Annotated in this window: 3 protein-coding genes, 1 tRNA gene and 1 pseudogene; 2 read left to right on the top strand and 3 right to left on the bottom strand. The window is 71.3% G+C overall.

All coding sequences use genetic code 11. The features are described from left to right. Positions 1–739: pseudogene (locus tag AB0I76_RS26460) on the bottom strand (hypothetical protein); the annotation flags it as partial. A 76-nt stretch (positions 740–815) separates the two neighbouring features. Beyond that, the gene (locus tag AB0I76_RS26455; RefSeq protein WP_357040804.1) at positions 816–1,436 is read right to left on the bottom strand and encodes a response regulator; all 621 of its coding nucleotides are present in this window, start codon (positions 1,434–1,436) and stop codon (positions 816–818) included. A gap of 104 nt (positions 1,437–1,540) precedes the next feature. On the opposite strand from AB0I76_RS26455, the gene AB0I76_RS26450 reads away from it, so the two are divergent. Together AB0I76_RS26450 and AB0I76_RS26445 are read left to right on the top strand one after the other, a co-directional pair. Beyond that, positions 1,541–1,614 (top strand) — tRNA-Leu (locus tag AB0I76_RS26450). A gap of 35 nt (positions 1,615–1,649) precedes the next feature. Beyond that, positions 1,650–2,513, top strand: a complete 864-nt coding sequence (locus AB0I76_RS26445; protein ID WP_357040807.1) for a helix-turn-helix domain-containing protein — start codon at positions 1,650–1,652, stop codon at positions 2,511–2,513. A 110-nt stretch (positions 2,514–2,623) separates the two neighbouring features. Here AB0I76_RS26445 and AB0I76_RS26440 read toward each other — a convergent pair whose 3' ends face one another. Then, positions 2,624–2,863, bottom strand: a complete 240-nt coding sequence (locus AB0I76_RS26440) for a PLP-dependent transferase (RefSeq protein WP_357040800.1) — start codon at positions 2,861–2,863, stop codon at positions 2,624–2,626. Between the last annotated feature and the right edge of the window lie 78 nt (positions 2,864–2,941).

The raw sequence follows: 2,941 nt of genomic DNA, 5'->3' as shown, positions 1-2,941 counted from the left end.
GCCACGAGCGACCGTCGGGCGACGTCCACGCCAGGGGCACCCCGCCGGCCGCCAGCAACGTGCCCACCGCCAACCACCCCGCCGGTACGCCCACCGCGTCGTACGCCGCCGTCCGCCCGCGCCCGTCGCCGGACAGCCCCGGAGCCCCCTCGACGAGGGTGAACGCCGCCGAGTCCGGCGAGACCCACACCACCGCCCCGTCCACCCGCGAGCCGACCACCAGCCAACCGGCCGGACCCGCCGCCATCCGGCCGACGCTCACCGCACGCGGGCCACCGAACTGCTCGAACGGCGCCGACACCTCACGCAGCGCGCCGTCCCGCCCCTGCCACCAGGTGCCGGTACGCGGATTGCCGTGCACTCCCCCGCTCTTCGCGCCCACCACGGCGACCCGGTCATCCCGGCACGCCACGGATGAGAACACGTGCTGCTCACCGGAGAAGGTCACCGGCACCGTCGGCAGGCTCGACCACACCGCCCCGTCGCCGACCCAGGCCGCCGGCCGGGTCCCCCCGTCCGCGCCCGAGACGCCACCCACCACGTACCACCGGCCGGCGCAGGCCGCCACGTCGCGCAGCAGCAACCGGCCGGGCGGGCCCGGAGGCGCCGGCAGGCTCAGCGGCACCCACGCCGCACGGACCGGCGGCGGTTGGTCACCGTCCAGCCGGCCCGGACGCGCGCAGCCCGCGAGCAGCGCGACGACCGCACCGAGCACCGCCACCGGACGCCGGCCCCACACGAACGTCGATGCTATGCAAGGAAAGGCCCCCTGTTAACGCCTGGCGTCGTACAGGGGGCCCTTCTCAACCCTCGACTCAGGTGGCCGGACGGGCCACCTCGCCGCCGGCGGTCTCCGCGAGGATCCGCTCGGCGACCTCCTTCATGGTCATCCGGTGGTCCATCGCCGTGCGCTGGATCCACTTGAACGCCTGCGGCTCGGTCATCCCGTACGTGGTCATCAACGCGCCCTTGGCACGCTCCACCGTCTTGCGGATCTCCAGCCGGTCGTTCAGGCCGGCGACCTCGGCCTCCAGGGCGGCGATCTCCGAGTAGCGGGACAGCGCGATCTCCACCGCCGGGACCAGGTCGCTCTTCTGGAAGGGCTTCACCAGGTACGCCATCGCGCCGGCCGCCCGCGCCCGCTCCACCAGGTCGCGCTGGCTGAACGCGGTCAGGATGATCACCGGGGCGATGCGCGCGCCGGCGATGCGCTCGGCGGCGGCCAGCCCGTCCATGATCGGCATCTTGATGTCGAGAATGACGAGGTCGGGCTTGAGCTCCTCGGCGAGCCGGACGGCGGTCTCACCGTCGCCGGCCTCGCCGACGACCTCGTAGCCCTCCTCGACGAGCATCTCCGCGAGGTCCAGCCGGATGAGCGCCTCGTCCTCGGCGATCAGTACGCGCCTGCGCTCGGCATCCGTCTGCGTCTCGGCCACGAGCCACTCCCACCAGTCTGTCCTCGACACCCGCCGTGCCGGGTGTCGCAGCCACTAGCGTAGTGGGTAACCTATAGCGCGACGCGAGAGCGTCAGGTGGGCCAGTCCCCGTATTCCAACCGGCAGAGAAGCGGAGCTCAAACCTCCGACAGTGTGGGTTCGAATCCCACCGGGGGCACCGAAACTGTCATACAGGCGTTCGAAGATGCTCGTATGCATCCACCCGATGTCCGGGCGAGAGCTCGGCGCCTCTACCTGTCCGGCGCCACGGTGGCGGAGGCCGCCCGCGCCGTAGGTATCTCCTATCCGACAGTTCGGCACTGGCGCAAAATTCGCCCCGAGCCGAAGCAGCACGGCACGGCACTCCGATGCTTCCGATGCCGTCGTGACACCGCCGGGCCCGCGGATCCTGCCCTCTACACCTATCTGCTCGGCCTCTACCTGGGCGACGGCCACCTGGTCACCTCGGCCCGCGTGCCGGTGCTGCGGATCTCGTGCAGCAACAGGTGGCCCGACCTGATCGACGCCTGCGGCGATGCCATGCGGGCGGTCTTGGCCACCAAGGTCCAACGGGTCCCGCAACAGGGCTGCGTGAGCGTCCAAAGCTCCGGCACGCACTGGCCTTGCCTGTTTCCCCAGCACGGTCCCGGTGAGAAGCACCGGCGACCGATTGTGCTCGCCGACTGGCAACGCGAGATCGTTCAGCGTCATCCTGGCCACTTCCTGCGTGGCCTCTTCCACTCCGATGGCTGCCGGTTCACCAACCGCGTGACCGTACGCGGCAAGGAGTACGTCTACCCCCGCTACATGTTCACCAACGAGTCGGCCGACATCATGGGCCTGTGCCAGTGGGCGCTGGACCTGCTCGGCATCGCCTGGCGGATGAACCGCCGCAACTCCCTGTCGGTGGCCCGCCGGGAGGCCGTCGCCGCGCTCGACCGCCACGTCGGCCCGAAGTCCCGACCCGTGCGCGGCCCGGACCTTCCGTCGACCCCACACAAGTCCGTCCCGGGCGAAGATCCACTCGACGGCATTGATGGGGCTGACAACCTGACCCGGACACCCCGGTTTCAATGATGTCGAGTCGATCATGCGCTAGACCCGCTGGTCCGGCCGCGTGACCGGAAAGGGAGACGCCGACGCACGGCCGGTTCGGGGGCCGGCCAGGGACGTCGCCGCGGAACCAGTCAGGCGACGGCGGCGAGTGCCCGTCCCAGGTCGGCCCACAGGTCCTCCGGGTCCTCCAGGCCGACCGAGAGGCGCAGCAGCCCGCCGCCCGGCTTCGCCTCCCCCTGCACCGGCCGGTGGGTCAGCGAGGCGGGGTGCTGGATGAGGGTGTCGACGCCGCCGAGCGACACCGCGTGAGTGATCAACTGGCAGCCGTCGGCGACGGCCGCGGCGGCGGGCGCGAGGTCCAGAGGGCTCATGCGGGCCACCTTAACGAAGACTCACTCCTCGGCCTCGGAGAGGACGAGCACCCGGGCGTGGATCTGGTTGCGCTGCTG

Source organism: Micromonospora sp. NPDC049799 (assembly GCF_040656655.1).
Lineage (GTDB): Bacteria > Actinomycetota > Actinomycetes > Mycobacteriales > Micromonosporaceae > Micromonospora.
Note: the sequence above shows the minus strand (reverse complement) of the source record. Positions and strands in the feature narration are given on the sequence as shown.

What these genes read in the sequence shown, in the direction of transcription:
- AB0I76_RS26440 (WP_357040800.1), bottom strand. Translation starts at nt 2,863, where the DNA reads ATGAGCCCTCTGGACCTCGCGCCCGCCGCCGCGGCCGTCGCCGACGGC.
- AB0I76_RS26445 (WP_357040807.1), top strand. Translation starts at nt 1,650, where the DNA reads ATGCATCCACCCGATGTCCGGGCGAGAGCTCGGCGCCTCTACCTGTCC.